Source organism: Streptomyces sp. NBC_01233 (assembly GCF_035989305.1).
Taxonomy (GTDB): domain Bacteria; phylum Actinomycetota; class Actinomycetes; order Streptomycetales; family Streptomycetaceae; genus Streptomyces.
The window spans coordinates 103,858-128,205 of sequence record NZ_CP108514.1 but is presented as its reverse complement, the minus strand read 5'-3'; the positions used below and the strand labels follow the sequence as shown (position 1 = coordinate 128,205).

Genomic DNA, 24,348 nt, shown 5'->3' with positions numbered 1-24,348 from the left:
GCACGATGAGCAGCACCCACAGAACTGCCGCGGGCACCGCCGCCGAGCCGTCCCGCCGCCGGGTCCTGGGCGGGATCGCGACCACGGCCGTCGCGGTCGTCGGCTGGAACGCCGTGTCCCAGACCTGGGCGACGGCCGCCGAGGCCGCCGGCACCTCCGACGTCGTCCCCGTGCCGGGACTGGCCGGCACCCTGGAGACGACCCCGGGCGTGGTCGACGCCTTCGCCAACGACTTCGGACACCTCTTCGACGGCGCCCCGAGCAAGCCGTGGGCGGTGCTGCGTCCCGGCGGCATCGACGACATCGTCAAGATCGTCGACTACGCCCGTACGAACAACATCAAGGTCGCCGTCAACGGCCAGGGCGGCACCGGCAACGACATCGAGTCCCACTCGGTCTACGGCCAGGCGCGCGTCCCCGGCGGCATCTCCATCGACGCCAAGGGCATGTCGAAGATCATCTCGATCGGCAGCGACACCGCGGTCGTCGAGGCCGGGGTGACCTGGGGCCAGCTGACCGACGCCGCCCTCAAGACGGGCAAGACCCCGCCGGCCCTGCCCGACTACCTGTACATCTCCGTCGGCGGCACCATCAGCATCGGCGGCATCGGCGGCACCGTGCAGAAATACGGCCTGCTGTGCGACACGGTCCAGTCGATCGACATCGTCACCGGCGACGGCAGGCTCGTCACCGCCAGCGCCTCCCAGCGCTCGGAACTGTTCAACGCGGCACTGTCGGGCGGCGGCCAGGTCGGCATCATCGTCCGCGCCACCGTCAAACTGATCCCGGCGCCCAAGCGGGCCGTCATCTTCAGCCTCTTCTACAGCACGGTCGAGCAGTACCTCGCCGACTCGGAGAAGGTACTGGCCGACGGCCGGTTCCAGGTCCACGCCGGCGAGATGCTGCGCACCCCGGACAACTCCGGCTGGCGGTACAAGCTGGAGGTCGGCGCCACCTACAACACGACGCCGCCGAACCGGACCAGGCTGCTGTGCGACCTGAAGGACGTCCGCGCCGACGCGGTCATCGAGGACGTGTCCTTCCGGGACTACATGTTCCGCCTCGACGCCTACGAGGCGTACCTGAAGGAGGGCGGCCACTGGTACACGCCCAAGCCGTGGCTGAGCATGTTCCTGCCCGCCTCGAAGACCAAGGCGTTCATGAAGCGCGTCGAGCAGGAGCTGGACGCGAACTCCCTCGGCGGCGGATTCCTGCTCTTCTACCCGTTCTTCACCTCGAAGATCAAGCGGCCGCTGGCGATGATGCCGGGCGAGTCCGTGGCCTACCTCTTCGACCTGCTGCGCTTCCCCAACCCGGGTGAGCCCAACATCCAGGGCATGATCGACCAGAACCGCCGCCTGTACGACATCGCGGTGGCCAGCGGCGCCAAGCGCTACCTGGTGGGCTCGATCCCGATGACGGGCGCCGACTGGCAGAAGCACTTCGGCAACCGCTGGGCCGGCTTCGTCAACGCCAAGAAGAAGTTCGACCCCAACAACATCTTCACGCCCGGCCAGGGCTTCTTCGCCTGACGGCAGGCCGGCCGGCCGTGGAGTCCCGGCGGTGGGGGCGGGGAGAGCAACCCCCGCCCCCACCGCCATTCCCGTATCGAGTGGAGGCCCCTGAGATGAGCACGTACGACCTGATCGACGAGGCGGTGATCGACGCCCCGGCGGATGCCGTCTGGGACGCGCTCGTCGCCGAATTCCGCGGCGCGAAGAAGTGGTGGGTCCCGCACAACACGTTCACCGCCCTCTCCGGCGCCCCCGACGAGGTCGGCGGCACGGTGGGCGTGGTCGTGCACACCAAAGGCGTCGACAAGGGCGGACTGAAGCTGCGCTTCACCTCCCGCACGGTGGCCGTGGAGCCCGGCCGCCGCCTGGACATCGAGTACGTCGACGGGGTCTTCCGCGGCCCGAGCACCTTCCTGCTCGAACCCCTGCCCGGCGGCCGCACCCGCGTCTCGATGCACTTCACCGGCAGCCCGCACGGCTGGCTCAAGGCCCTGGCCAAAGTCGCGGACCTCGGCGCCGAGCACTCCAAGGCCACCCTCGCCGCATTCGAGTCGCTGGACCGGCAGCTGTCGGCGGCACCCCGGTGACCGCCGCCCCGGAGCTCACCAGCGAGCTGACGGTCCCAACCGACGACGGCGCGGACCTGGCCGTGACCGTACTGGCACCGCTCGCGGGCGCACCGGCCCGCGCCGACGTGGTCCTGCTGCACGGCTGGGCCCACACCCGCCGCGCCTGGGGCACCGTCGCCGACCGGCTGATCCGGGCCGGACACCGGGTCGTGCTCTACGACCAGCGCGGCCACGGCGCGTCCACACTCGGCCGCACCCCGGTCTCGGTGGAGCGCCTGAGCGCGGACCTCGCGGCGGTCCTGGGCGAGACCGACGCCCGCGAGGCGGTGCTCGTCGGCCACTCGGGCGGCGGGTTCACCGCCCTCTCCTACGCCGCCACCTCCCCCTCGGCGGGCCGCCTGCGCGGCCTGGTGCTGCTGGGCACGGCGGCGCACGGCCAGGACACCCCGGACAGCGAGGTGAAGATGATGGGCAGCCGGCTCTTCTCCCGGGCCCTGCGCCGGCCCTGGCTGGGCGGCAAACTGCTCGGCTCCACCATGGGCAAGGGCGTGGATCCCGTCGTGCGCGACGTGAACCGGCAGATGTTCGCCGCCACCACACCGCGCGTGCGGGCGGACTTCTTCCGCTGCACCCGCGGCTGGGACGTCCGCGAGGCACTGAAGGCGGTCGCCACCCCCGCCGTGGTCCTGCACGGCGACGGCGACAAGGTGATCGACATCGCCCTGGCCCGGACCCTCGCCGAGGTCCTGCCGGGCGCCCGCTTCGAACCGGTCCCCGGCGCGGGACACATGCTCGCACTGGAGCGTCCGCTCCTCGCGGTCGCGGCCGTCACCGAGCTCGCCTCACGATGATCGAGGAACTCCTCCCCCCGGGCGTCACGTCGTCGGAAGCCTTCGACGACGCGGCGCCCGCTCCTCTCTTCCCGGCCGAAGCCGCCCTGATGCAGGGCCGACGGGCCCACCGGCGCCGGCAGTTCGCCACGGCCCGCGCCTGCGCCCGCCGCTGCCTGTCGGACCTCGGCCGCCCCGCCGGCGCCCTGCTCCCGGGACCGGGCGGCGCCCCCCAGTGGCCGACCGGAGTGGTCGGCAGCATCACCCACTGCGAGGGCTACCGCGCCGCGGTGGCGGCCCCCGCCTCCGTGATGGCCGCCGTCGGCATCGACGCGGAACCGGCGGGCCCACTGCCCCGGGGCGTCCTCGCCCTGATCGCGTCCGAGACGGAACAAGCCCACCTGGCCGCCCTCGCCTCGACCGACCCCTCCATCCCCTGGGACCGCGTCTTCTTCTCCGCCAAGGAGGCGGCGTACAAGGCCTGGTACCCGGCCACCGGCATCTGGCTCGGCTTCCGCGACGCCACCCTCACCCTCTTCCCCGACGGCGGCTTCGCGGCGACCCTGCACCCCCCGCTCCCCCCACCCGTGGACCCGGTCTACCAGGGCCGCTGGCTGGCCGGCCCGGACCTGATCCTGACCGCGGTGGCGCGCCAGGGCCACCAGCCGCCCCCGAGCGCCACGGCAGCCGCGCTGATCTCCTCGGGAGCGCCCTCGTAGCGCGCGGGCCCGAACCCGGCCCTGACCGCCGCAGCGCTGCCGGCCGGCGGTCAGGGCCGGGGCAGCACCACCGTGCGCACCTCCTGCGGGGCCTTCGGCGCGGCCACGGGGTGCGCACCCGTACGGAACTCCTGGGGACTCATGCCCCGCACCCGCTTGAAGGCCGTCGACAGGGCGAAGGCCGAGCTGTAGCCCACACGCCGGGCCACCGTCGCGATGGTGGCGTCCGGCTCCCGCAGCAGATCCGCAGCCAGCGCGAGCCGCCACCCGGTCAGATAGGCCACCGGCGGCTCACCCACGACGTCGGCGAACCGGCGGGCCATGGAAGCCCGCGACACCCCCACCTTCAGGGCGAGTTCCTCCACCGTCCACCCGTGCGCGGGATTCTCGTGGAGCAGCCGCAGCGCCGGGCCGACCACCGGATCGCTCTGCGCCCGGTACCAGGAGGGCGCGCCGCTGCCCGGCGCCGCCAGCCACGTGCGCAGCACCCCGATCAGCAGCAGGTCCAGGAGACGGTCCAGCACGATCTCCTGGCCCGGCTCGTCCTTGGAGATCTCCGAGGCGAGCAGCGCGACCAGCGTGGTGTCGGCGGCCTCCGCCGGACGCACCAGGATCGTCGGCAGCGCGCTCAGCAGCCGCCGGCCGATCTCACTCGGCGCCTGGTAGGTGCCGCTCAGCATCACGGCCGAGCCGGCGTCCTGGAAGTCGTCGCCCCACGTGCGCACGCCGAGCGCCATCGTCTCGGTGACGTCCTCGCCCTCCTCGGTGCTGCACCGCTGCTCCGGGCCGACGGTGATCTGGACCGGCGTGTCCCGGGAGTCCGCGACCGTGTACGGCTCCGGGCCCCGTACGACCGCCACGTCGCCCGGCCGGATCACGACCGCAGTGCCGAGGGCGGGAACCAGCCATGCGCTGCCGTGCACCATCGTGACGACCGAGAGCGGCGCCCGGTCCTCCACCCGCAGCGACCAGGGCGGGTTGAAGACGGACTTGAGCAGGAAGGCCCCCCGGGCCTTGGGGCCCTCCAGCAGTCCGGTCAGCGTGTCCATACGCCCATCCTCTCGCGTCGTGCGCCCGCTCCGAAACCCCCGCCCCCGCCTCCCGCGCCCCCGCCCGCACGCGCCGAAGCGCCCGCTCTCCCGCGGGGGACGGAAAGAGAGCGGGCGCCGATCGCGGGGGTCTACGCCGCCGACGCGCGGCCGTGCAACGTCAGCGCGCGCCCCAGCGCGGCCAGCGCCGCCGTACAGGCCACCGTGCGCACGACGTTGCCCGAGGCCCAGCGGCCCCCGAAGCGGGAGCGGGCCGCCGCCGCGTCGGCGCCGGCCCGGGCCAGCTGGTTGTTGAGGGGAATGTTCACGATCGCGGTGACGGCCAGCGACAGCCCGTACAGCGCGAAGGCCAGCCAACCCCAGCGCGCCGCGTCGAGGCGGCCGCCGCGCTGCTGCTGCGTGGCCGCCACCCCCGTCGCCAGGAACGCGCCCAGGAAGAGCAGGCCGAACAGGCCGTTGTCGATCGCCTCGTTGATGTTCCGCATCGCGGTCACATACGTCTGGTCGTCGCCGCGCCCCAGACCCGGCATCACCGAGATGTCGAACGCGAAGTAGAGGCCGGCCATCAGCCCGGTCCCCACCGTCGCCGCCACCAGCGTCACCGATTGCGTGGTCGTGCTGCTCACTTCAGGATTCCCTTCAACGTGCGCTCGTACCGCCGGTTCAGCAGCGTGGCGCCGATCAGCCGGACCGGCGGCGGGATCGTGGCGGACACGTGCGCGACCGACTGCCGGGACGCGCCGTCGAACATCCACGGCTGCAGATACGTCATCACGCGCATCGGGGCACTGGAGACGACCTTGCGCTCCTCGGCCAGGTAGGCCCGCTCGCCGAGCCGGTCGAAGACCGGGAAGACGATCCGCTCCTCGTCGCGCAGATGGTCGCGCAGCACGCCCTCGAAGGTCTGCGCCGCCCGGACCAGGCCGTCGCCGCGGCGGGCGATCGCCGTCGACACGGCCGCCATCGCCGCATCCAACTCCTCGTGATCCTCGTGAAGTTCACGCGCCTGCGCGTCGAAGTCGGCGTCCCGGCGGCGCAGTCCGGGCCACAGGACGTCGTCCTCGCTGGTGTGGTGCCATTCGATGACCTCGCGCAGCCGCTGCCACCACGCGGTGCCCGCGCCGCTCCACGCGGGGGCCGCGGCGCGCAGCCGGGCCGCGTCGCGCCGCATCGCGACGTGCATCAGGGCGAAGCCGTGGAAGTGCGGGGGAAGGTGTTCCAGCCCGTGTTCGCTGGAATACGACGGGGGAGCCGGCACGGGAGCCTCCTGCCTGTCTGTCGTGCGCGGTGGTGCCGGTGTGCGGTGGTGCGGTCGTGCGTGCCCGGACACCCCGAGCACCGGGCGGCGGCCGTAGCAGAGTCGCCGCCCGGTCAAGGAGCGATAAGGGATCGAGCAGGTGGTGAGGCGCCGTGCCGTCAGACGTTCCAGACCCCGGAGGCCGCCGCGTCGCGCGCGAAGTCGGAGAAGTCCTTGGGCTTGCGGCCCAGAGCCTCCTCGACACCGTGCACCAGGTGCGCGTTGCGCCCGTCGAGGATCATGGTGAACAGGTCCGCGAACTCCTCCGGCAGGCCGTTCTCGCGCAGCACGGCGCGGTACTCCTCGTTGGTGACCGAGATGTACTTGATCTCGCGCCCGGTGGCCTTGGTCAGTTCGGCGGCCACATCGCTGTAGCTGAGCAGGCGCGGACCCGACAGCTCGTAGGTCTTGCCGATGTGCTTGTCATCGGTCAGCGCCGCCACCACGACGTCGGCGATGTCGTCGGCGTCGACGAAGGCCTCCACGGCGTCACCGGTCGGCAGGGCGATCTCGCCGGCCAGCACGGGCTCCAGGAAGAAGCTCTCGTTGAAGTTCTGGTTGAACCAGCTCGAGCGGACGATCGTCCAGTCGCCGCCGGAGGCCTTCAGGTTCTCCTCCGACACCTCCGCGGCCTCCTCACCGCGCCCGGACAGCAGCACCAGGCGGCGCGCACCGCCGGCGACGGCCACCTTGGCGAAAGCGCCGACCTGTTCGGCGGCGCCCGGGAAGGCGAGGTCGGGGTAGTAGGTCACGTACACCCGGTCGACGCCCTCCAGCGCCGGTCCCCAGGTGGCGGGCTCGTGCCAGTCGAAGGCGGGCTGGCCGCTGCGCGAACCGATCCGGACCTCGCGGCCCTGGGCGGAAAGCTTCTCGGCGACGCGCCGGCCGGTCTTGCCGTGACCGCCGATGACGAGGGTGATCTGCGTGTTCTGAGTCATGAGTACAGTCAAGTCCAGTCTCGCGAGACGGGCCATAGCCACAAAGCTCAGTTCCATATGCCTGCGTCTACGAGAGGTCACCTCGGAGCGCGACGGAGAGAGGGTGGCTTCGGCGTGAGCTCCAGAAGCGTAGGCATGCCCCCAGGAGGCCGGCCAGGCCTCCCCAGCGATCCTCGACCCCCTGTGGACAGACCCTCGAGCAAACGTCCAGCACCTCCTGACCAGCCGTCAAGCCGTCCTGTACGGCAGGACTTGAGCCGTTCTCCGGTCTCCTGCGACACCATCGGCCCCGGAGTCACGACCCGCCCGCTGGGAGGCCGCATGAACGCCACTCCGGATCATCCGGAGCTCGACCAGTTGTCCGCCGACCTGACCGGCCTGCTCGGACGGATCGGGCTCGACCCGGCCGCCCGGCGGTCCGCGCGCCGGGACCGCATCGACATCCGCTTCGCGGCCGCCGCCGCCCGCCATCCGGCCCGCGTATGCGCCCGGGACGGCGAAGAGCAGACGACCTACCTCGAAGCGGACTGGCTCGCCGACGACATCGCCGGGCGCCTGTCCGGCCGTGCGGGGCCCGGTACGGTGGTCGCCGTGCGCGCACAGCGCACCTGCTCAGCCCCCGCCGCCGTGGTGGGCGCACTGCGCACCGGGGCGGCGGTACTGCCGCTCGAGCCCGGACACAACGCGGGCCTCCAGGAGTTCCTGATGCGCGACGCCGGCGCCGAGATGGTCATCTCGGACGGCGGACTGCTGCGCGAGGAGATCCCGCTGGCCAAGGCGGGCAGGTTCGTCATCGCGGCGCGGCCCGAGGCGGCGTGGCGCCGCGAGATCCCGCCGGCCACGGCCTTCCTGGCGCTCCCCACGGGCGGCGACCCGGGCCGGGCGCTGGCCGTGCGGCCCGTCAGCCACATGGACGTGCTGTCCTGGGTGGACGCCTTGCTCCCGCTCCTGGAGTCGGGACCGGACGACGTGTGGACCTGCTTCCATTCCCTCAGCCTGGACCTGGGCATGCGCGAGATCTGGGGACCCCTGCTGTCCGGCGGACGCGCCGTCGTCGTGGACCGCGACACGGCCTGCGACGCCCGCGCCTTCGCCCGGCTCCTGGCCGAGCAGGAGGTGACCGTGCTGACGCAACTGCCGTCCGCCTTCGCGCGGCTGGCCGCGGCGGCGCGCGGGAGCCGGAGCAGCCTGCCGGCGCTGCGGCACGTACTGCTCTCGGACGAGCAGGTGGACGCGCCCGCCCTGGCCGGCTGGCGGGACGCACGGATCGCCCCGCAGGCCGTCGCCTGGGACGTCTCGGGGCCGCCGACCGTCCTGTGAGCCAGGGGGCGGGCGACAGACAGCGGGGGAGGGCCGCGGACGACGACCGTCCGCGGCCCTCCCCCCTGCGCCTCCCCGCCCGCGGCCGCGTCAGAAGTTCCCCAGCCCTCCGCACACGTTGAGGGCCTGGGCCGTGATGGAGGCGGCCAGATCGGTGGTCAGGTAGCCGACCAGAGCGGCCACCTCCTCGGGGGTGGAGTACCGGCCGAGCGGGATCTTGGATTCGAGCTGCTCCTGGACGTACTCCTCGGTGGTGTCCCACGCCTGCGCGTACCCGCTGCGCACGCGCGCCGCCATGGGCGTCTCCACGTATCCCGGGCAGACCGCGTTGACGGTGGTCCCGGTCGGTGCGAGTTCCTTGCCGAGCGCCTTGGTGAAGCCGACCACGGCGTGCTTGGAGGCGGTGTAGGGGGCGCCGAGCAGGACCCCCTGCTTGCCCGCGGTGGAGGCGATGTTGATGATGCGGCCCCAGGGCTGCGCCCCGAGGCCGCCGCCGTTGAGGACCTCGCGCGTCAGCAGGAACACGCTGTTGAGGTTGGTGTCGATGACGTCGTGCCACAGCTCGTCGGTGATGTCCGCGGTGGCGCCGCCGCCGCTGCGGCCGGCGTTGTTGACCAGGATGCTGACCGGCGCCCCGTACACCGCCACCGCCGAGGCGACCACCGCCGCCACGGCCGAGCGGTCGCGTACGTCGGCGGCCGCGCCCTCCACGCTCATCCCTTCGCACTGCAGGTCGGCGACGGTCTGCTTGACCGCTGCCTCGGTGCGCGCGCAGACGAACACCCGGTGGCCGCGGGCGCCCAGGTCCCGGGCGACGGCCAGCCCGATGCCGCTGGTCGCCCCGGTGACCAGCGCCACGGGCCGTTCGGGGGCCTGCGTTCTCGCCTTGACCGTCATCCTTGTTCCCTCCGTCGCTCACCAGGACGTCCAGAGCGTGCCGCAGAGCACTCGGGGCGCGACGGATCAGCGCTCGCGCCAGGTCCCCGCGCGCCGGAACCCGCCGGTGCGGTCCCATCCGGCGGCCCGGGCGCGCGGGGGCTCCGGCCGCTCGCCCGCCTGGCCGGCCAGCAGGGCCCTCAGGACCGCCAGCACGGCGGCCGTCTCCGCCGCGTCGGGGTGACCGCGCGTGATCCTCCACGGCTCCGCCCCCGCTTTGGCGGCGGCTGCCTCCCGGGCCGTCATACCGGCGGGTTGCCGTGCTTGCGCGACGGCAGGTCGGCGTACTTGGGACGGAGCATGGCCAGTGCCGAGGTGAGCGCCGAGCGGGTTTCGGCCGGGTCGATGACGTCGTCGACCAGGCCGCGTTCGGCCGCATAGTAGGGGTGCATGAGCTCGGTCGTGTACTCCTTGATCTTCTGCGCGCGCGTCGCGTCGGGGTCGGCGGCGGCGGCGATCTCCCGGCGGAAGATGACGTTCGCCGCGCCCTCGGCGCCCATGACGGCGATCTCGTTGGTGGGCCAGGCCAGTGCGAGGTCCGCGCCGATGGAGCGGGAGTCCATGACGATGTAGGCGCCGCCGTACGCCTTGCGCAGGACCAGGGAGATCCGCGGGACGGTGGCGTTGCAGTATGCGTACAGCAGCTTGGCGCCGTGCCGGATGATGCCGCCGTGCTCCTGGCCGACACCGGGCAGGAAGCCGGGGACGTCGACCAGGGTGACCAGCGGGATGTTGAAGGCGTCGCAGAACTGCACGAAGCGGGCCGCCTTCTCGCTGGCGTGGATGTCGAGCACCCCGGCGAGGTGGGCGGGCTGGTTGGCGACGAAGGCGGTGACGTGCCCGTCCATCCGGGCGAGCGTGCACACCACGTTGGCCGCCCAGCCGGGCTGGACCTCGAAGTGGTCGCCGTCGTCGACGACCTCCTCGATGACCCGGCGGATGTCGTACGCCTGCTGCGGATGGGCGGGCACGATCGCGGCGAGCGCCTCGGTACGCCGGTCCGCGGGGTCCTCGCCCGACTCACGCGGCGGTGTCTCGCGGTTGTTGGCGGGCAGCAGCGACAGCAGGTGCCGTACGTCCTCCAGGCAGCTCTGCTCGTCGTCGTAGGCGAAGGCGGCCACCCCGGAGACCGCGGCGTGCACGTCGGCGCCGCCGAGACCGTTCTGCGTGATCTCCTCACCGGTGACGGCACGGACCACGTCCGGGCCGGTGATGAACATCTGTGAGGTGCCGCGGACCATGAAGACGAAATCGGTGAGCGCGGGGGAGTACGCCGCCCCGCCCGCGCACGGACCCATCATCACGCTGATCTGCGGGATGACGCCGGAGGAGCGGGTGTTGCGCTGGAAGATGCCGCCGTAGCCGGCCAGGGCGGACACGCCCTCCTGGATGCGGGCGCCGGCACCGTCGTTGAGCGAGACCAGCGGGGCTCCGGCCGCCTCGGCCAGGTCCATCACCTTGTGGATCTTCTCCGCGTGGGCCTCGCCGAGCGCCCCTCCGAAGATGCGGAAGTCGTGCGCGTACACGAAGACGGTGCGGCCGCCCACCGTGCCCCAGCCGGTGACCACGCCGTCGGTGTAGGGCCGTTTCTGCTCCAGCCCGAAACCGCTCGCCCGGTGCCGGCGCAGAGCCTCGATCTCGTGGAACGAGCCCTCGTCCAGCAGCAGTCCGATGCGCTCACGGGCGGTGAGCTTGCCCTTGGCGTGCTGCTGTTCGGTGGCCCGCTCGCCGGGACCGGCCAGGGCCTGGGCCTTGATTCCGGCCAGTTCCGCGGCACGGTCGGTACCCGGCGGGGTGGACACGTCGATGATGGTCATGTGGATCCTCCAGATCTGAAGACCGGATTGCGGCCACCGTCGCGCGCGCGACTCAAGACGCCGTGGAAGTCCACTCGAACCCCGTACGAGACGCGGTCCTGGCGCCGCTGCGGCGTGCGGGCTCGGCGGCCTGATGGCGGGGCGGGGCTCAGGTCGCCCGGTGCAGCGTGAGGTGGCCGCGGCGGACCGGCGTCCCCCGGTACGGCGGCGGCCCGCCGAAGCCGTCCCCGCCGGCCGCGGCCCACGCCGCACCCGAGGCCGCGGCGCCGGCCCGCTCCCGCTCCTCCTGCCCCTCCCGCTCCTCCCGCAGGACGTCCCGCAGGGCCTGCTCGAAACGGTCGATGTCCTGTGCGCTGTTGTCGCGGTGGACGGAGGCACGCACGGCGGTGGCGCCGTCCCGCGCGGCCGGGTGCAGCGGGTTCTCCTGCGCGACGGTCTTCCAGAGGACGACCCCGCGCCGGGCCAGACCGCGGCGGATGAGCGCGGCCGGCACCTCGCCGTGACGGAAGGCCAGCATCCCGGCCTGCTCCCGGCCCGCTCCGAGCAGTTCGATCCCGGGCGTCCGCCCGACGGCGGCGCGCAGCCGGGGCAGCAGGTCCTCGTACGGAAGACGCAAGGCGGCGGCGTGGTGGGCGAGGGCGGCGTTCAGCGCGGCGACGGCGGCCGGGACGGGCGCCGGCGGGCGGCCGCTCCACACCCCCGGCGCGGCGTAGGCGAAGCCCACGCCCTCCGGGCCGCGCAGGAACCGCCAGCCGTCCGCCGTGACCAGCTGCGCGCCGATGCGCGCGGCGTCGACGGGGAGCTGGCCGACCGAGTGGGAGGCGTCGACGGCGTACCGGGCCCGGTGGGGGGCCAGGAGCCGGCCCACCTGCTCGACCGGGCTGACGGTTCCGCAGGCCGAGGAGACGTGGACCACCGAGACGAGGGCGACGTCCTCGTCGATGTGGGCCCGCATCCAGTCCAGGTCGAGGTCGCCGTCCGCCCGCAGCGGGACGACCTCCAGCCGGCAACGGGTGCGGTCGCGCAGGGCGTAGAGGGTGCTCAGGCGGGCCACGCCCTCGTACGGGGTGGTCCAGATCCGGTCGCCCGGACCGAGTTCCGCGGCGCAGACGAAGGCGTCGAAGGCCTCGGCCGCGCCGGTGGCCAAGGCCGTGTCGCCGGCCGGGACGCCCAGCAGGGCGCCGAGGCGTTCGTGCACCTCGGTGTGCAGGACGGCGCCGAGGTGCTCCGCCAGCGCGCGGCTCCCGAAGCGGTCGTCGCGGGCCGTGCAGGCGGCGAGCACGGCCCGCACGCCGTCCGGCATCCGGCCCGTGCCCGCCGTGTTCAGGTGGGCCGTTCGTTCCCTGTCGTACGTCGGCGCATTCATTCAGGGGCCTCCCCCCGCTGTCGGGGCCGCGGCACGTCCACGACCCTGCGTTCCACATATTGCCAAAACGTCTGGCAATACATTGCCTATCACTTGGTAGTTTTGGCAATGCCCGCTCCGGCGACGCTCGAGTTCCGGCCCCTTGGCAACTCTTGGCAAGATTCCCCGCCGGCCCTGCCCGCTCGACTTCCGTGCAGGTCGCAGCGGTTCATGCAGGAACGAAAGCCACGCGGGAGGCGGCGGACGCCCTTCCCTCCAGCCCTTCTCAAGCGATTGACGAGCAAATCCCGAGCAGGCGTTGCCAATCTTCTTGGCAGAGGACTTGCCAAGAAGATTCGAAACATTGCCACGGAGGAACCGCCATGAAGAACATCGCCCGCATCGTCGCCACCGCCGCCCTCGCCACCGCCGCCGTCCTCACCGCGGGCGCAGCCGCCCACGCCGACGGTGGCGCCATCGACTGGCCGGTCGCCCCGACCTCGGCCGGCGCACCGGCCGCCCCCGCCACCACCCTCATCGACTGGCCGTAACCGCCCGCCGGGAATCCGCCCGGGAGTTCTCGTGCCCTGCACACCGAACTTCCGGCCCCCGCGGAAAAGGATCGGAATCCTTGTCCCGCATTCCCGGCACCCGTGCGAAAAAGGGGGCACTCGGGCACGGCGCCGCAGGTGGAAGGCGGCTCGAAAGCCGCTACAGGAAAGAGATGGAACACATCCACCCCGGCTAGCGTGCCTCGAACGGGGGCAGCTCCTTGGCCACCGGAGGAAAAGAGCCAAGGAAGTACGGAGGAGACCGTGAGAATTCAGGTTCTGGGTCCGCTGAGCGCCGAGGTCAACGGCGGATCCATTGTTCCGACCGCGGGTAAGCCAAGACAGCTCCTGTCGCTCCTCGCGCTCTATCCAGGGCGCGTCATGCCGGTCCCCACCCTCATGGAGGAGATCTGGGGAACCGCGCCGCCACAGAGCGCGCTGACCACCCTGCAGACGTACATCCTCCAGCTGCGCAGGCGCCTGGGCACCGCGATGGGGCCCGACGCCCCCGGCGGGGCCAAGGAGGTGCTGGTCACCCGGCACGGCGGCTACCTCCTGCAGATACCCGAGGACGGCGTCGACGTGCACGACTACGAACGCCTCGTCCGCGAGGGCCAGTCCGCCTTCGAGTCCGGCGACAGCCAGGTCTCCGCCGCCCGCTTCCGGGCCGCCCTGGACCTGTGGCGCGGCCCCGCGCTGGTCGACGTACGGGTCGGACCGATCCTCGACATCGAGGTCATGCGCCTCGAGGAGAGCCGCCTGGTCACCGTGGAGCGGCGGATCGACGCCGACCTGAGGCTGGGCCGGCACGGCGAACTGATCGCCGAACTGACCGAGCTGACCGCACGCCACCCCCAGCACGAGGGACTCCACTCGCAGGTCATGGTGGCGCTGTACCGCTCGGGCCGGCAGGCCACCGCCCTGGACGTCTACCGCCGGCTGCGCGGACGGCTGATCGAAGACCTCGGAGTGGAGCCGTCACCGCAACTCCAGCGCCTGCACCAGGCCATGCTGGCCGTCGACCCGCAGCTCGACGTGCTCGCCGGACCGCGCTGCACCTCCACCTTCGACCTCTTCGCCGCGTAACGCCCAGCCGTCCGGCCGCTCAACCGCGCGCCGTCCGGCCGCTCAGCCGCGCCGCACAGCCACCCCCGCGAGCCCCCGGGCGAGCGCGTCCGCGCTGCCCCGGGGACCGCCCAGACCCGTCATGACCACGCTCACCGGCGGCCCCGCCCCGTCCGCGAGAACCCGCGCGAGCTCGTACGCCGCCCCCGCGCCCGGCCCGCACCCGCACAGCACCAGCCGCCTGCCGGAAGCCAGCAGAGCGGTCAGCGCGGCGAGGGCGTCGGGCACCACCGGACCGGGCGGACCGTCCAGATCCAGCGCCACGATGGTCTGCGGACCCCGGTGCTCGCGCGTGAACAGCTCGTAGCAGCCGCCCACCACCCCCGAAACCACGAGCAGACAGATCACGTCCGCCGAAGACGCCCCGCTGCGCAGCGTCCTGACGGTGACGCGCCGCGGCACGGCCGGCCGACCGGCCATGGCGGGGGCCACGTCGTCCGCCAGCAGGTCCAGCACCTGACCCACGGTGGGATCCGGGTCCGGCAGATCGGTCAGGGCCCGCAGCAGGCCGACGCACTGGCCCAGCACGGCGGCGGCGTCCGCATCCGCCAGCCTCGCCCGGTCGTAGACGGCATCCAGCACCAGCGCGCCGCCGCCCTCGTGCCGGGCGACGACCGTGACGGGCACCCCGGCTCCGGAGCCGACGGCACGCGGTGCGTCCACGCCGACGCCCTGCGCCGCCAGTTCACGGCCCACGTCGGCCCCCGGCCCGGCCGGGCCGTCGAAGACGATGACGGAGTCGGTGAGCCGCTCACCCGGCCCCCGGCCGGTCCACTCGCGGATGCGGTCGAGCGACACCCACGGGTAGGCGGCCATGTCCAGCCGGGCGTCGTGCACCTGCTGCAACAGGCCGGTCAGCGGGGCCGCCGGATCCACCCGCACCGTCATCGGCAGCGGACTGCCCAGCAGCCCGGGGATACCGGCCGCTCCGGGCAGCGCGATGTCGCCGCCGCAGAGCCGGACCCCGAAACTCACCGGCAGGGGGCCCACGGCCGCGGCCGCCCGGTACAGCAGCAGCGCCCACACCATGTGCAGGGCGCTGCTCTCGCCGGCACCCCGGGCCGCGGCCCACGAGCGCAGCCGGGGACCGTACGGTTCGCCCAGCCGCCGGCGCAGGTGTCCCTCGCCGCTCTGGCGGGTGTCCGCGCCGAGGCGTCCCGGCGCGGTCGCGGCGCCGCACGGGGGCGCCGCACGCGTCCACAACTGGCGGGCGCCCTCGGTGCCCTGCCGGGCCAGCCAGCGCGCGTGGTCCCACAGGTCGGGGCGGCGCTCACCCCCGGGCAGCACGCCTGCGGCCAGGTAGGCACGGTAGAACGCGCGCAGCAGGAGGTGGACGCCGCGCTCGTCGAGCAGGGCGCGGTGGCAGGTCAGCAACACCCGGGTGGGAGCCCCCCCGTCCCCCTCCAGCAGGGTCAGGCGCAGCAACGGCGGGCGGTTGAGGGCGAACCCCTGCGCCCGGTCCGCATCGAGGAGTTCCTGCCAGGTGATCTCCGCGCGGGCACGGTGGGCGATCTCGACTTCGGCGCACGGGTGCAGCAGGAGCCGTGGCACGGCCGTCCAGTCGAAGGCGGCCCGCAGGACCGACTCCCGCCCGCAGACGGACTGCCAGGCCGCGTCGAAGCGGGCCCGGTCGAGCGGGCCCGCCCAGTTCCAGTGGATCTGCTCCACGTACCGGTCCGGTCCGTCGGGACGGGCCAGGGCCTGCACGAGCAGTTCGCGCCGGTACCCGTCCAGGGCCAGGGGCTCGCCGCCGCCCGGGTACGGGCCCAGCAGGTCGGCCAGCAGCTCGGCGCTCAGCGACGCGGGGCCGGCCGCGGCGGCGTCCGGGAGGAGGCGCAGGGTGTGCCGGCCCGGACCGTGGCCCTCCAGGGTGACCCGGAAGCGGCGGTGGCGCTCGGCGATGCGGGCGGCGAACACCTCGGCGTCCGCATCGTGGCGCAGCCCGCGCAGGCCGAGGACGAGCGTGGAGCCGGGCGCACCGCGGCCCGCCTCGTGCACCACCGCGAGGACCGGCCCCGGCCCGTCCGCGGCGTCACGGCGGCTCACCGGCCGGCCCGCGCACGGCCGGCCCGCACGCCGTCGGGCCGCACGCCGTCGGGCCGGACGCTCGCCGCGCTCTCGTCAGTCGCCGGCACGGACACGGACACGACACGGCGGGGCCGACGCGAAGGGCACCGCCAGAAGTTCCCTTGCGTTCACGGCGTCCGCCTTCCCTCGCCCCGCCCGGAGCTCACCGGTCGCAGGAAGCGTAAGTGGTCCACGGACCCGGACCCCCTTTCCTCGAGTGGGACTGCAGCGCTTCGCGAACCGGTGTCGACCTGCGCCTTCCGGGCAGCCGCCACCGGGAGGGCGGGGCGGCGCCGGTGCGCGGCGCCGACCAGGTAACGCTCCTGGACGAGATGGGTGGTGAACCTCCACTGCCCGGCCGCGTCCCCCTCCTGCGGCGCGCCCGCCAGGACGACACGCCCCCGCTCGTCGTGGTCGAACCCGAAGGCGGAAGAGCAGCGGCGCCCCCCGTGTCCGAGCGCCTTGCCGTAGGCCTCCTTCAGGGTCCACAGGCACAGCAGCCGGGCCCGGCGCTCGCTCTCGGGCAGCGCGGCCAGCGCCGCGCCTTCCTCCGCGGTGCACAGCTGCCCGGGCGGCACGCCGAAGGCCACGTCACGGTCCGCGGCCTGCACGTCCACACCGATCGGACCGGTGCGGCTGACGCCGACCACGATCAGCTCGCCGGTGTGCGCCAGGCTCACCTCCAGGTCTTCGCCCGCGCCCCGCACCAGGGGCGCTCCGCCCGGCTCGTACCCCAGGTCCAGGGTGTCCACGGGAACGTTCAGTGCCGCGGCGGCGGAGTACTTGACCACGAATCGCGAGACGGCGAACCGCATCCTGCCGGCCGCCGGCGCCGTCTGCCGGTAGCGGGGCCAGTCGCTCCCGAGCAGGGGCCGCAGCGCGGGATCGAGCAGCACGGCCGCCAGCCACTGGCCCCACGTCGTGCAGATGACCGCCCGGCCGACGTCGTCGAGCCGGTCGCCCACCTCGTCCCAGGGGCCTTCGGGACCGGCGACGTGCAGCGGCGCGTCGAGCGGATCAGGGCGGTACCGGGCGGGGACCATGGTCACGACCTCCTTCTCGTGCTCATCGCGAACCCGTGCTCATCGCGGATGCGTGGACGGCGAAACCCGGGGCTCATCGCAGACGGCGGACGGCGCTGCGGGCGTGCCACCCGGCCAGGCGCAGCGTCTCGGTACCGGCCCGCCCCAGCCACGTCCGCACGTACCGGCGGGCCTCGACCAGGTCGGTCCCCGCACCGAGCACCTCCTCGACCGCTTCCTCCCGCAGCATCACCTGCCGGGCGCAGACGACCCGTACGCCGCCCCCGTCCGGGACCAGCGACCACTCACCGCTGTGCGCGGCGATCAGCCGGGACGTCGTCAGCTCCTTGTGGACGATCCGCGCGGCCGAGGGGAAGCACAGCCGCACCGACCGGGTGGTGAGCGTGTGTCCGCCGGGGGCGGCGCAGGTGTCCACCGTGGCCAGCTGCACGCCGGGTACGTCCTCGATCACGCCGACCGACTCCACGTGCGGGACGCGCTGCGGCCAGTCCCCAATCCGGTAGAGGAAGTCGTAGACCAGCTCGGCGGGGCCGTCGACGTGCACGCTGTCCTCGAAGGAGAGCAGCAGCCGGTCCAGGCGCTCCCAGCGCTCGGCGACCGACTTCACGTGGGCGAGCCGTTCGGCCGGCTCCGCCTGCCACTCCTGCCTGCTGCGCCCGGTCTCGGCGGCGGGCAGCCCCTCCAGAGTGCGGTCCTGACGCAGCGTCAGCAGTGATTCCGTCTCGCCGAGCGCCTCGACCGTCCACAGGCCGGTGGTGGGCACGCCCGGGCGGGCGGTGTCCTCCTGCTCGAACCCGACGGTCCTGGCCTGCGGGTCCAGCACCCGGCGCACGTGGAAGGAGCGGACCCTGCCGTCCCGCACGTCCCAGAGCCGCAGCCGCTCCCGGACCCCGTCGAAGTCCATCCGCTCGACGTGGACGTGCGAGGGCAGCAGAAGCGGCCAGCGGACGGCGTCGGCCAGCAGTCCGTAGACCACGCCGGCCGGGGCGGCCACCCACGCCGTCTGCCCGCTCGCGTGCACGCGCTGCGACGACATGAGACACACCCCCGCCCTGATCGTTCCTGCGATGCGCTCCAGGCTGCACCAGGGGACTCGAGCCTTCCTCAACCCCCGACGGGCGAGGCCCCGCCGAGCCGGCCCGCCTGACCGGCCTGACGGGCTTGACCGGCCTGTCCCGCCTGGGTCAGTGCGTCGGCCAGCACCCGCCAGATCTCGGCGGCGAGGTCGATGTTGGCGTCCTGCTGAGCCTGCTGCGCCAGGTCGCGCAGGCCCTGGATCCCGCAGGGGTCGCCACTGAGGATCAGCAGCTGATGGCGCAGGATCTCCAGCCGTACCCGGCCGCGGTAGGTCATCCTCGACTGGTCGGCGTCCAGCGTGCCCAGAAGGGCGCGCGCGTCGTCGTACCGGCCGGTGGCGAAGGCCAGGTCGGCCTTGAGCGCGGTCAGGTCCTGCCGCAGGGCCGGTGTGCCCACGAAGGCGAGAGCGGCCTCGGCCTCGGCGGCGCGGCGCTGGGCCTGCTCCGGATCGGCGGGCAGCTTCTGCAGGTGCAGCCGGGCCGTGGCCAGCCGCAGCCGGGTCCACAGGACCAGGTCCTCCTGGCTGCCGAACCGGTCGAGGGCATCGTCCAGGCAGGCCTGCGCGCCCGGGTAGTCGCCCTGGCGCATCCGGACGGCGGCGGCCGTCCACATGGCCTCGGCCCACAGTGCGTCGGCGCGTCCCTCGACGAGAACGGTCAGCTCGTCGGCGTGCACGCGCGCGTCGCCGATCCGGCCGGCCTCGGCCTGTACGGACACGAGCGCCAGCAGGGCGGTGGCCCGGTCCTCCACGCCCAACTCCTCGCGCAGCGCGATCCGGTGGGCCTCGACGGCGGCCTCCAGGGCCGGGTTGATCTCACCGACGGACCGCAGGCAGCGGGCGAGGCGGGTCAGGCCCCGTACGCGCAGCTCGCACACGCCCACTTCCTCACCGAGCCCGACCAGCCGCGTGAGCCGCTCCAGTTCCAGCGCGTGGTCGCCCTGGACGCGGGCGGCCCCGGCGAGGAGCCACAGAGCCTGCCAGCGCAGTACCGGGCTCTCGTGTCCCTCGGCGGTCAGCGCCTGACGCAGGGCCTCGACGGCGTCGGGGGAGCCGGTGGACGCCGCCAGGGTGAGCGCATGGGCCAGCGAGCCGGTGGCCGGCTCCTCGAAGTCGGCCGCTTCCAGGCCCAGCCGGCCGGCCAGGTACCCCACGGCCCGCTCGGTCGGCTGGCGTGCGCCCGACTCCAGACGGGAGAGATAGCCGGTGGACATCCCCTCGCCGGCCAGCGCCGTCTGGGACAGGCCCTGGGCCATCCGGAGCTTTCTCAGGCGGTGTCCGAACGCGGGCTGTCGCAGCATGAGCATCCCTGAGGTCGCGGGCAAGAAATCTGTCGGGAACCGCCAACGAGCGTAGGGCGCCCGGCAATACGCGGGCAAACCTTTGCCAGGGGTTCGCGACGGCTCTCATGCGCACGTCATGCGTTCCTCAAGCGTTCCTCGATCCGGCCGAGGCAGACTCTCCAGAACCCGGCCCCGGCACCCGGCCGGAGCCCCGCTCTTCCCGCATTCAGCGCCTTGGAGTCGACGATGAGGCCATCGGTGTGCGCATCCCGCGCGTCCTGGACGCCCGCAGCCCACACCGCGCTCGCGGCCCCCGCCCTGCGGCCCGCCCGGCCGGCCGGGAAGACCCGCCCGGACGACGACATAGGCTGGCCCAGGAGATAGCCCCGGCCTGGACGGCCTGCGCACGGGTCCCAGGTGCTCAGCCCGCCGGCTCGGTCGGCTCGGCCGCCCCGCCGGCCGATCCGGGCCCGCCCGCCGCCGAACACCTCCTCGACGAACCTCTCCTGCGCCGTGTGGAACGCCGCCGCCAGCGACATCGCCGCGTCGTCGACATGGTTCAGCACGGCGGTCAGGATCTTGCCGCCGTCGGGCGTGCTGTACATCAACGCCGCGTGGCCCGCCGCGCCGCCGTTGTGGAAGAGGACGGTGGCGCCGTTCTCGCCCACGTCCTGCACGCGCAACCCCAGGCCGAATCCGCTCATGGGATGCGGCGTGCGCATCTCGGCCAGCAGCGGGGCCGGCAGGAGCCTGCCGCCCATCAGCGCGGAGACGAAGGTGTGCAGGTCCTGCGTGGTCGAGATCATGTCCCCGCCGGCGCAGACCCGGGAGGGGTTGTGGCGGGTGACGTCGACCGTCTCCTGCCGGCCGGCGTCCCGTCCTCGACCGGAACCGGAAGGTCTGCACGCAGACCCCGGCCGCCGGCACGACCACCAGCACCGACACGAAGATCGACTTCGGCACGGTGAAGAACGAGGAGTCCTGCCCCTGGGAAGAGCGGCCGCTGCAGCGGGGGAGCGGGACTCAGACGGCGTACAGGTCGAAGGTCGACCCCCGCTTCGGCCCCGCCTGCACGTCCAGCGCCGGGTCGACGGCCAGCATGGCCTGGTGCAGGCGCTGGAGTTGCGGCGACGGCTCCACTCCCAGGTCCTCGATCAGCCGGCCCCGCAGCCGCCGGTACACGTCCAGGGCCGTCGCCTGCCGGCCCGACCGGTACAGCGCCACCATCGCCTGCGAGTGCAGCCCTTCGTGCTGCGGATGCCGGGCGATCAGCTCCGTGAGCTCGGCCAGCAGCTCCGAGTGCCGGCCCAGCCGCAGCTCCACGTCGATCCGCCGCTCCACCGTGACCAGCCGGCTCTCCTCCAGCCGCATCACCTCGATCTCCAGGATCGGGCCCACCCGTACGTCGACCAGCGCGGGCCCCTGCCACAGCGCGAGCGCCGCGCGCAGCCTGGCCGCCGCGCTCTCGTCGTCGCCCTGCTCGAAGTCGCTCTGCCCCCGGGCCACGAGGCCCTCGTACTCGTGCACGTCCACCGCCTCCGGCGGGATCTGCAGCAGGTACCCGCCGTGCCGCGTGACGAGGACCTCTTTCGCGCCATCGGCGCCGCCCGCGCCCGCGCCCGGCCCCATGGCGGTACCCAGCCGCCGGCGCAGCTGGAGTATGTACGTCTGCAGGGTCGTGAGCGCGCTCTGCGGCAGGTTGGTGCCCCAGAGCTCCTCCATGAGCGTGGGCACCGGCATCACCCGGCCCGGGTAGAGGGCGAGGAGCGTGAGGATCTGCCGCGGCTTGCGTGCGGTCGGAACGATCGAACCCCCGTTGACCTCGGCACTCAACGGACCCAGCACCTGAATCTTCACCGTCTCCTCCGCACGTCGTCGAGTCCCTCGTCATTCGGCCTCCGACTCGGGGCACGGTAGCGGTCCCTGAACGATGTCACCGGATTCTCAAGCTCCCTTCGAGCCCCTCTCCAAGCCCCGCCCCACAGCCGCGCAACCACGGCCGCACCAGGCGGAACACCGCACGAACAGTCCCCGAGAGCGCTCCCCGGGCATCCGGAAACACCCCCCGGACCGCACGCGCACGCGCATCCACACCCGCACCGGCCGCAGCCGTGCACCCGCCCGCATCCCGGACCCGAAGCCGTCCTGGCAGCGCCCGCCGAAGGGGAAGCCGCACCCCGCGCCCGAGCGGACGACTCCCGTGCCGGGACAGCCCTTTGGCACCTGTGCAGCTACACGCCCGCCGCGGCGGACCCGGCGCCGGCCGGCGCGCCACCACGCGCCCGGGCCCGGTACTCCCGTACCCTCTCGCCGTCCACGAGGCTCGGCAGCAGCAGGGCCCACATCGCCGCCACCTTCCGCTGCAGCTCCCGGTACGGCATCCCGGTACCGGACATGACCTCGATCCCGCACGCCGCAGCCGTCACCAGCGCCTGCGCGCCCTCCCACCCGCGCTCCGCAGCCGGCAGTTCACCCGCGTCCCTCGCCAGCCGGAGCAGCGAACAGACCGCCGAGATCCACGCCGCGTGGAAGTCCACCACCGCCGGCCGTGCCCCGGCCGGCCCCCGGGGCCCCGCCCCGCACTCCTTGGTGATCCGGAAGCTCGCCGGGATCGCCGGATCCTCGTGCAGCGTTGCGGCCAGCCAGTGCGTGATGCCGATCAGCGCCTGCAACGGCGAAGCCCCCGACTCGCGCAGGGCCCGGACCGCATCGTGCAGCAGGGTGTGCCCCCGCTGCTGCACGGCCTCCGCCAGCTCGTCCTTGGAGGCGAAGTGAAAGTACAGCGCCCCCTTCGTCACCCCGGCCGCGCCCGCGATCTCGTCCAGCGTCGCGTTGGCGTAGCCGTTGCGGTGGAACATCTCGGCCGCGGCGCAGACCAGCCGCCTACGCGTTCGCTCCGACCTCTCCTGCACCGAGCCGTCCCCTCTCGCCGCCGCCGACGGAGCCCCCCGCACCCCGAAGGCCCCTGACAGGCCGGAGAGCGGAGGCACTGAAGGCCTCAGAGACCTCACACACCTCAGACCCGTACGAGCCGCTCGCCCCCGGGCTCGACGCCGGGCTCGGAGAGGCTCTCGGGACCCGCCATCAGGATCGAGCGCTGCAGGCGCCGCAGCGCCACGGACGGCTCCAGCCCCAGCTCGCGCACCAGCGTCCCGCGCAGCCGCTGGTAGACGTCCAGCGCCTCGCCGCGTCGGCCCGAGCGGTGCAGGGCGAGCATGAACTGGCCGTGCAGGTTCTCGTGCGTGCGGTACCGGCTCGCCAGCACCGTCAGCTCGGCCAGCAGCTCCCGGTGCCGCCCCAGCCGCAGGTCCGCCTCGATCCGCTGGTCGAGGGCGCACAGCCGCGTCTCCTCCAGCCGTCTGGCCTCCATGTCCAGCTGGACCCCGCTGTGCACGTCGGCGAAGGCGGGCCCGCTCCACAGGGCCAGCGCCTCGCGCAGCAGCCGCGCCGCGGCGGGGAAGTCGCCCGCGTCCATCGCCCGGTAGCCGCTCCCGGCGAGCCGGTCGAACTCCCGCACGTCCAGAACTCCGCCGCCGCTGCTCAGCAGATAGCCACCCGGCAGGGTGACGAGTATGTCCTTCGCGGTCCGCACGGCCGCACCGGGATCCGTGCGGGGGTCGCCGCCGGGATGCGTACCGGCCTGCGCACCGTCGGCCGCGCCCCGCTCCAGAGCGGCCGCGATGAGGGCACGTAACTGCAGGACGTACGTCTGGAGCGTCGTCCGCGCGCTGCGCGGCGGTTCGCCCGCCCACAGCTCCTCGATCAGTGCCGATACGGGCACCACCTGGTCGGCATGGAGGGCCAGGAGCGCCAGGACCTGCCGGGGCTTGGGGGCGGTCGGCGTGATGGAGATCCCGTTCTCCCGCACAGCCAACGCGCCCAGTACATCGATGTCCACGCCGTACTCCCCTGTCCTTGGATGAGTCGCACAGCCAGTAGAAAACAGGACCGACGGTTTGTCAATATCAAACCGGTTGTGCTGTTTTGGAGATGGGCGTGTTCTGACTGTCCCTCAAAAACCCACTCTCAGCTGGGACTTCACTCGATCCTGGGCATCCCGGACCGGTCCCCGCATCCCTTGATCGCCCCCGACCGGAGCCCTGGAAGCGACTTCCACAGCCCCTTAAACAGACCATTCAGTCTGGTATGGAGCTTTGCTGCGCGGAAGAACCGTGACCGCCCGGCCCTCCCGCCCCTTTTGGCCCTCGCACCCCTTCCGACCCTTCCGGCGCAAGCCCGTCGAGAGTCCCGTCGGCCGCGAGCTGGGGGAGTGCCAGCGTCCAGAAGCGGGTGAGGGGGTGGGGTGCGAGCCAGTGCCCCTCGCGGGCTCCCAGGGTCTCCAGTCCCACGGTGGAGGCCACCACCATGCTCGCCGCGTCCTGCGGGGCGAGCCCGTCGGCCAGCGCGCCGTGCCGCGCCGCGGTCCGTGCGACCGCTTCGACCCACAAGCGCCACTGGCGCCGCAGGTCTATCCCGCTCCTGTGGGAAACGTCCGCGCACAACCCGAAGGCGGCCCGCACCACCACATCCGACGCCAGCAGGGCCATCAGGGAGTGGGAGGAATCCACCAGCGCCTGCAGGGCGTTGCCGTCCACCGCACCGGACGGGGCCGCGGCGACCCCCCACCTCTCGGTGGTGACGCGCCGCAGCGCCTGCGACGCCCGGTCCTCGACGGCCTGGGCGAGCACGGTCTTGCTCTCGAAGTGGAAGTGCAGCCCGCCGGCGCTCACGCCGGCCCGTCGGCTGATCGCCGCGATCGACGCGGTGACGAACCCCTGCTCGGCGAACACCTCCGCAGCGGCACGGATCAGAGTTTCTCGCGTGCGGGCCGCACGCTCCTGCTTGGCCATGGAGTCTCCACAAACCGTCA

General features: G+C 73.3%; 23 protein-coding genes and 1 pseudogene. 7 read left to right on the top strand and 17 right to left on the bottom strand.

The annotated features are described in order from the left end of the window. The first annotated feature begins 5 nt into the window (after window positions 1–5). The 4 genes from OG332_RS00630 (at window position 6) to OG332_RS00615 (ending at window position 3,632) form a co-directional block, all read left to right on the top strand. Window positions 6–1,532, top strand: coding sequence for an FAD-binding protein (locus tag OG332_RS00630; RefSeq protein ID WP_327411557.1), 1,527 nt, complete (start codon window positions 6–8; stop codon window positions 1,530–1,532). 95 nt (window positions 1,533–1,627) lie between these two features. Further along, complete coding sequence (locus OG332_RS00625; RefSeq protein WP_319732797.1) at window positions 1,628–2,101, top strand: SRPBCC family protein; 474 nt, start codon at window positions 1,628–1,630, stop codon at window positions 2,099–2,101. Next, on the top strand, window positions 2,098–2,934 hold the full coding sequence (locus OG332_RS00620) for an alpha/beta fold hydrolase (protein ID WP_327411556.1): 837 nt from the start codon (window positions 2,098–2,100) through the stop codon (window positions 2,932–2,934). The genes OG332_RS00625 and OG332_RS00620 overlap by 4 nt, the downstream gene beginning before the upstream one ends. After that, window positions 2,931–3,632 (top strand): 4'-phosphopantetheinyl transferase family protein, encoded by a 702-nt coding sequence (locus tag OG332_RS00615; protein WP_327411555.1) that lies wholly within the window; start codon window positions 2,931–2,933, stop codon window positions 3,630–3,632. Before OG332_RS00620 ends, OG332_RS00615 begins: the two co-directional genes overlap by 4 nt. A 50-nt stretch (window positions 3,633–3,682) precedes the next feature. Here OG332_RS00615 and OG332_RS00610 read toward each other — a convergent pair whose 3' ends face one another. From OG332_RS00610 to OG332_RS00595, 4 genes are all read right to left on the bottom strand, one after another. Then, window positions 3,683–4,681, bottom strand: coding sequence for an AraC family transcriptional regulator (locus tag OG332_RS00610; RefSeq protein ID WP_327411554.1), 999 nt, complete (start codon window positions 4,679–4,681; stop codon window positions 3,683–3,685). A gap of 131 nt (window positions 4,682–4,812) precedes the next feature. Then, window positions 4,813–5,307 (bottom strand): anthrone oxygenase family protein, encoded by a 495-nt coding sequence (locus tag OG332_RS00605; RefSeq protein WP_327411553.1) that lies wholly within the window; start codon window positions 5,305–5,307, stop codon window positions 4,813–4,815. Further along, window positions 5,304–5,939 (bottom strand): hemerythrin domain-containing protein, encoded by a 636-nt coding sequence (locus tag OG332_RS00600; RefSeq protein WP_327411552.1) that lies wholly within the window; start codon window positions 5,937–5,939, stop codon window positions 5,304–5,306. Before OG332_RS00600 ends, OG332_RS00605 begins: the two co-directional genes overlap by 4 nt. Window positions 5,940–6,097: 158 nt before the next feature. Continuing rightward, window positions 6,098–6,916: an NAD(P)H-binding protein gene (locus tag OG332_RS00595; RefSeq protein ID WP_327411551.1), complete on the bottom strand. Its 819-nt coding sequence runs from the start codon at window positions 6,914–6,916 to the stop codon at window positions 6,098–6,100. A gap of 321 nt (window positions 6,917–7,237) precedes the next feature. Between OG332_RS00595 and OG332_RS00590 the strand changes: the two genes are divergently transcribed. Next, a complete protein-coding gene (locus OG332_RS00590; RefSeq protein WP_327411550.1) occupies window positions 7,238–8,236 on the top strand; it encodes an AMP-binding protein in 999 nt (332 codons plus the stop codon). Between the two features lie 90 nt (window positions 8,237–8,326). Here the strand turns inward: OG332_RS00590 and OG332_RS00585 are convergent, their stop codons facing one another. From OG332_RS00585 to OG332_RS00570, 4 genes are all read right to left on the bottom strand, one after another. Further along, a complete protein-coding gene (locus OG332_RS00585) occupies window positions 8,327–9,133 on the bottom strand; it encodes an SDR family NAD(P)-dependent oxidoreductase (RefSeq protein WP_327411549.1) in 807 nt (268 codons plus the stop codon). A 66-nt stretch (window positions 9,134–9,199) separates the two neighbouring features. Continuing rightward, window positions 9,200–9,418: an acyl-CoA carboxylase epsilon subunit gene (locus OG332_RS00580; RefSeq protein WP_327411548.1), complete on the bottom strand. Its 219-nt coding sequence runs from the start codon at window positions 9,416–9,418 to the stop codon at window positions 9,200–9,202. Further along, window positions 9,415–10,989, bottom strand: coding sequence for an acyl-CoA carboxylase subunit beta (locus OG332_RS00575; protein ID WP_327411547.1), 1,575 nt, complete (start codon window positions 10,987–10,989; stop codon window positions 9,415–9,417). Before OG332_RS00575 ends, OG332_RS00580 begins: the two co-directional genes overlap by 4 nt. A gap of 148 nt (window positions 10,990–11,137) precedes the next feature. After that, window positions 11,138–12,355: an aminotransferase class V-fold PLP-dependent enzyme gene (locus tag OG332_RS00570; RefSeq protein WP_327411546.1), complete on the bottom strand. Its 1,218-nt coding sequence runs from the start codon at window positions 12,353–12,355 to the stop codon at window positions 11,138–11,140. Window positions 12,356–12,717: 362 nt separating this feature from the next. On the opposite strand from OG332_RS00570, the gene OG332_RS00565 reads away from it, so the two are divergent. Further along, window positions 12,718–12,885 (top strand): hypothetical protein, encoded by a 168-nt coding sequence (locus OG332_RS00565; RefSeq protein ID WP_327411545.1) that lies wholly within the window; start codon window positions 12,718–12,720, stop codon window positions 12,883–12,885. Window positions 12,886–13,149: 264 nt separating this feature from the next. Then, a complete protein-coding gene (locus OG332_RS00560; protein WP_327411544.1) occupies window positions 13,150–13,971 on the top strand; it encodes an AfsR/SARP family transcriptional regulator in 822 nt (273 codons plus the stop codon). Between the two features lie 42 nt (window positions 13,972–14,013). Here OG332_RS00560 and OG332_RS00555 read toward each other — a convergent pair whose 3' ends face one another. From OG332_RS00555 to OG332_RS00515, 9 genes and pseudogenes are all read right to left on the bottom strand, one after another. Further along, window positions 14,014–16,056 carry a condensation domain-containing protein gene (locus tag OG332_RS00555; RefSeq protein WP_327411543.1) on the bottom strand — a complete coding sequence of 681 codons (2,043 nt, stop codon included), beginning with the start codon at window positions 16,054–16,056 and terminating at the stop codon, window positions 14,014–14,016. A 149-nt stretch (window positions 16,057–16,205) separates the two neighbouring features. After that, complete coding sequence (locus OG332_RS00550) at window positions 16,206–17,120, bottom strand: 4'-phosphopantetheinyl transferase family protein (protein ID WP_327419060.1); 915 nt, start codon at window positions 17,118–17,120, stop codon at window positions 16,206–16,208. Between the two features lie 73 nt (window positions 17,121–17,193). Next, complete coding sequence (locus OG332_RS00545) at window positions 17,194–18,156, bottom strand: SRPBCC family protein (protein ID WP_327411542.1); 963 nt, start codon at window positions 18,154–18,156, stop codon at window positions 17,194–17,196. A 68-nt stretch (window positions 18,157–18,224) separates the two neighbouring features. Continuing rightward, complete coding sequence (locus OG332_RS00540) at window positions 18,225–19,496, bottom strand: helix-turn-helix transcriptional regulator (RefSeq protein WP_327411541.1); 1,272 nt, start codon at window positions 19,494–19,496, stop codon at window positions 18,225–18,227. 116 nt (window positions 19,497–19,612) lie between these two features. Beyond that, window positions 19,613–20,308, bottom strand: a pseudogene (locus tag OG332_RS00535) (serine hydrolase); the annotation flags it as partial. Window positions 20,309–20,501: 193 nt separating this feature from the next. Continuing rightward, window positions 20,502–21,335 (bottom strand): AfsR/SARP family transcriptional regulator, encoded by an 834-nt coding sequence (locus OG332_RS00530; protein ID WP_327411540.1) that lies wholly within the window; start codon window positions 21,333–21,335, stop codon window positions 20,502–20,504. Window positions 21,336–21,709: 374 nt separating this feature from the next. Continuing rightward, entirely contained in the window at window positions 21,710–22,390 is a 681-nt protein-coding gene (locus OG332_RS00525; RefSeq protein ID WP_327411539.1) for a ScbR family autoregulator-binding transcription factor, read from the bottom strand. Between the two features lie 104 nt (window positions 22,391–22,494). Beyond that, the gene (locus tag OG332_RS00520; RefSeq protein WP_327411538.1) at window positions 22,495–23,376 is read right to left on the bottom strand and encodes an AfsR/SARP family transcriptional regulator; all 882 of its coding nucleotides are present in this window, start codon (window positions 23,374–23,376) and stop codon (window positions 22,495–22,497) included. Between the two features lie 238 nt (window positions 23,377–23,614). Continuing rightward, entirely contained in the window at window positions 23,615–24,328 is a 714-nt protein-coding gene (locus OG332_RS00515) for a ScbR family autoregulator-binding transcription factor (RefSeq protein ID WP_327411537.1), read from the bottom strand. Window positions 24,329–24,348 lie beyond the last annotated feature (20 nt).

Coding starts and splice junctions, on each gene's coding strand:
- OG332_RS00630 (WP_327411557.1), top strand. CDS start 6: ATGAGCAGCACCCACAGAACTGCCGCGGGCACCGCCGCCGAGCCGTCC.
- OG332_RS00625 (WP_319732797.1), top strand. CDS start 1,628: ATGAGCACGTACGACCTGATCGACGAGGCGGTGATCGACGCCCCGGCG.
- OG332_RS00615 (WP_327411555.1), top strand. CDS start 2,931: ATGATCGAGGAACTCCTCCCCCCGGGCGTCACGTCGTCGGAAGCCTTC.
- OG332_RS00610 (WP_327411554.1), bottom strand. CDS start 4,681: ATGGACACGCTGACCGGACTGCTGGAGGGCCCCAAGGCCCGGGGGGCC.
- OG332_RS00595 (WP_327411551.1), bottom strand. CDS start 6,916: ATGACTCAGAACACGCAGATCACCCTCGTCATCGGCGGTCACGGCAAG.
- OG332_RS00590 (WP_327411550.1), top strand. CDS start 7,238: ATGAACGCCACTCCGGATCATCCGGAGCTCGACCAGTTGTCCGCCGAC.
- OG332_RS00585 (WP_327411549.1), bottom strand. CDS start 9,133: ATGACGGTCAAGGCGAGAACGCAGGCCCCCGAACGGCCCGTGGCGCTG.
- OG332_RS00580 (WP_327411548.1), bottom strand. CDS start 9,418: ATGACGGCCCGGGAGGCAGCCGCCGCCAAAGCGGGGGCGGAGCCGTGG.
- OG332_RS00575 (WP_327411547.1), bottom strand. CDS start 10,989: ATGACCATCATCGACGTGTCCACCCCGCCGGGTACCGACCGTGCCGCG.
- OG332_RS00570 (WP_327411546.1), bottom strand. CDS start 12,355: ATGAATGCGCCGACGTACGACAGGGAACGAACGGCCCACCTGAACACG.
- OG332_RS00565 (WP_327411545.1), top strand. CDS start 12,718: ATGAAGAACATCGCCCGCATCGTCGCCACCGCCGCCCTCGCCACCGCC.
- OG332_RS00550 (WP_327419060.1), bottom strand. CDS start 17,120: ATGGTCCCCGCCCGGTACCGCCCTGATCCGCTCGACGCGCCGCTGCAC.
- OG332_RS00545 (WP_327411542.1), bottom strand. CDS start 18,156: ATGTCGTCGCAGCGCGTGCACGCGAGCGGGCAGACGGCGTGGGTGGCC.
- OG332_RS00540 (WP_327411541.1), bottom strand. CDS start 19,496: ATGCTGCGACAGCCCGCGTTCGGACACCGCCTGAGAAAGCTCCGGATG.
- OG332_RS00515 (WP_327411537.1), bottom strand. CDS start 24,328: ATGGCCAAGCAGGAGCGTGCGGCCCGCACGCGAGAAACTCTGATCCGT.